The 2,938-nt window shown below is 69.1% G+C and carries 2 protein-coding genes and 1 pseudogene; 2 read left to right on the top strand and 1 reads right to left on the bottom strand.

Annotated elements, in window-relative coordinates:
* A pseudogene (locus ACFE7U_RS08365) lies at positions 1-582 on the top strand (DNA mismatch repair protein MutL); the annotation flags it as partial.
* 47 nt (positions 583-629) lie between these two features.
* Positions 630-1,709: a UV damage endonuclease UvsE gene (locus ACFE7U_RS08360; protein ID WP_375409270.1), complete on the top strand. Its 1,080-nt coding sequence runs from the start codon at positions 630-632 to the stop codon at positions 1,707-1,709.
* Positions 1,710-1,715: 6 nt separating this feature from the next.
* Here ACFE7U_RS08360 and ACFE7U_RS08355 read toward each other — a convergent pair whose 3' ends face one another.
* Positions 1,716-2,852 carry a spore photoproduct lyase family protein gene (locus tag ACFE7U_RS08355; RefSeq protein ID WP_375409269.1) on the bottom strand — a complete coding sequence of 379 codons (1,137 nt, stop codon included), beginning with the start codon at positions 2,850-2,852 and terminating at the stop codon, positions 1,716-1,718.
* Between the last annotated feature and the right edge of the window lie 86 nt (positions 2,853-2,938).

The following is a 2,938-nucleotide window of genomic DNA, read 5'->3' as shown; positions in this document are numbered from 1 at the left end:
CAGATCCACGAGACCTACATCCTCGCCCAGACGCGTGACGGCTTCGTCATCGTCGACCAGCACGCCGCCCATGAACGCCTCGTCTACGAACGCCTGAAGCGCGAGCGCGCCGCCGGTGGGATCGGCCGCCAGGGTCTGCTGATCCCCGAAGTGGTGGAGATGGCGTCGTCCGATGCCGATCGCATCCTCGAAGCCGCCGCCGACCTCGATCGGCTCGGCCTCGCTATCGAGCCATTCGGCCCTGGCGCGGTGCTCGTGCGCGAGGTGCCCTCGGCCCTGGCCGGCGCCTCGATCCGGGCGCTCGTCACCGACATCCTCGACGGGCTCTTGGAATCGGGCCTGGAGGAGGGGAGCCCCGACGGGAACGAAGGCGGCCCGCTCGGGCGGCGACTCGACGCGATCCTCTCGCGGATGAGCTGCCACGGCTCGGTCCGCGCCGGACGCCGCCTTCGCCCCGAGGAGATGAACGCGCTGTTGCGCGAGATGGAGGCGACCCCGTTGTCCGGCTCGTGCAACCATGGCCGGCCGACCTTCGTCGAGCTGAAGCTGTCGGATATCGAGCGGCTGTTCGGGCGGCGTTAAACCTCATCGGAGGCGCACCCGAACCCGGCATCGCGCGTTGTCGCCCCATGATCGATGACGCCCCACGCCTCGGCTTCTGCTGCAAGTTCATCCTCGAACCGCCCGCCGAGCCCTTCAAGACCCTGAAGGCGGAGCGCGAGGTGACGCTGCACATGAACCTGACGCACGTCACGATGTCCCATCTGGCCAGCCTCGGGGCGGCGGCACGGAGCGCGAAGATCGAGGGGTTGGTCCGCCACAACCTCGCGGCGCTGGAACGGCAGGTTGCGTGGGTCGCCGCCAGGCCGCCCCTGGAACGGCTGCTGCGCATGGCGAGCAACGTCCTGCCCGGCTACACCCACCCGATCGCGAAGGGGATCTATGCCGAGCCCGAGATGCGCCGCATGGTCGAGACCCGCCTCGCGCGGATCGGCGAATTGGCCCGCGCGAGCGGCGTCCGCCTCAGCCTCCATCCCGGCCCGTTCTGCGTCATCGCCTCGCAGAACCCTGCCGCTGCGCTGAACGGCATCGAAGAGCTCGAATATCACGCCGCGCTCATGGCGATGCTGGGCTACGGTAGCGGCTGGCACCCGCACGGGGCGCACATCAACATCCACGTCGGCGCCCGCGAACCCGGCGTCGCGGGTTTCGCCGCCAGCCTCCCGCGGCTGTCTCAGACCGCCCGCGATCTCCTCACCGTCGAGAACGACGAGAACGTCTTCGGACTCGACACGGTCCTGCAACTCGCCGCGCACGTGCCGATCGTGCTCGATCTCCACCACCACTGGGTCCAGAGCGGCGGCGAGTACATCGAGCCGCAGGACCCGCGGATCGCGCATGTACGCGAATCCTGGCGCGACGTACGGCCCATCGCCCATATCAGCGTCTCGCGCGAGGGGCTGCTCGCCGGCCATGACCCGGATGCCGCCCCCGATTTCCGAGCGCTGATCGAGGCGGGCCATAACTGGCGGGATCTGGCGGCGCACTCGGATGCGATGTGGAACCGGGCGGTCAATGCCCTCGTCGCCCGGCACCTCGCTTGGGCGGATTTCGAGGTCGAGGCTAAGGCCAAGAACATCGCCTCGGTGGCTCTGGCCGCGGAAATCGGCGCCGCCGCTGAAAGACCGGACATAGCGCGCGTAGCGTGACGCCCGTCACGTCCAGTACAGGATCCGAGCAGCGGGCAGGCGCTCGGCGACGAGCGCGGTGATGCTGCTGCGCATCTCCTGCATCAGGTCACGCGGATACACGTACTTCACCGAGCCGAACTTCGTCAGCTTGCGGCTGCGCTCGTCCTCCCGCATCGGCAGGTCGGAGCCGGGATACCAGCCTTCGAGGATCTGCTTCGAGGTGGGGGTGAAGCGATGGGTGATGAGTTCGACCGTGAGGTCGAGGTCGGTGACGCCGTCGAGGGCGGCCGCCGCGGCGGCGATCAACCCGGCATAGCCATGATGCCAGTCGGGGATCGGCATGATCGGCGCGATGGTGAGCCCGACCGGGTATCCAGCCCGTGCGACGGCGCCCAGGGCGGCGAGCCGCTCGTCGAGCCGCGCGGTCCCGCCCTCGTACCGAGTGGCGTTGGCGGCATTGACCGAGAAGCGCAGCCGCGTCCGACCGTTGTGGGGCAGGTCAAGCAGAGGCGCGACGTCGGCGAACTTCGTCGTTAGGCGCAATTGGACCGGGGCCTCCCAGGCCCCGAAATGGCGGATCGCCGCCGAGAGCGAGCCGGTCAGGTGCTCGATGCCGAGCGGATCGGTATAGCAGGACGCTTCGAAGGTGGTGCCCTCCTCGGCCCGCGCCTCCTGGCGCGAGGTCACGCGGCCCGCGCCGACGTAAGCCGCGAGATTGCCGAGGATCGCGTCGAGGTTGGCATAGGCCCGCGTCACCGGCGGTCCCGCCAGCGATCCGGCGAGGTAGCAATACTGGCAATGGGCCGGGCAGCCCTCGGCGAGGTCGAAGCGCCAGTCCGCGCTCGGCGGGATCGGTTGAAGCTTCAGCTTCGTCGGCGGCGCGACCACGATGGCGAGCGTCGCCTTGGCGAGCGCATAGGCACGCCGCGGATCGTCCTGGCGCAACCCTGTGAGGCGGTTGCTCGCCAAGCGTTCGACAGGAAGTCCAAGCGCGGTCAGTCGATCGACCATCGCCCTGCCATGGGCATGGTCCAGCGCTGCCGGGGTCACGAGGACGCGGCGAGGGCGCCATGGGCGGCTCGGGCGATTGAACGACGCCGGAGCCGACACGGCAGTGTCCTCACCGGCTTCGGCTAGGGTCAGGAGATCGGGACGATCCATGGCGGGCAACGCCCCGGGATCATCCGAAGGTTCCCAAACGTATGGCCCGCCCCGTCCGCAAGTGGCTTTGATCCGCTGGTCTGAGC

The organism is uncultured Methylobacterium sp. (assembly GCF_964251405.1).
In the GTDB taxonomy this organism is placed as follows: Bacteria; Pseudomonadota; Alphaproteobacteria; order Rhizobiales; family Beijerinckiaceae; genus Methylobacterium.
This window is presented reverse-complemented; position numbering and strand designations above follow the sequence as displayed.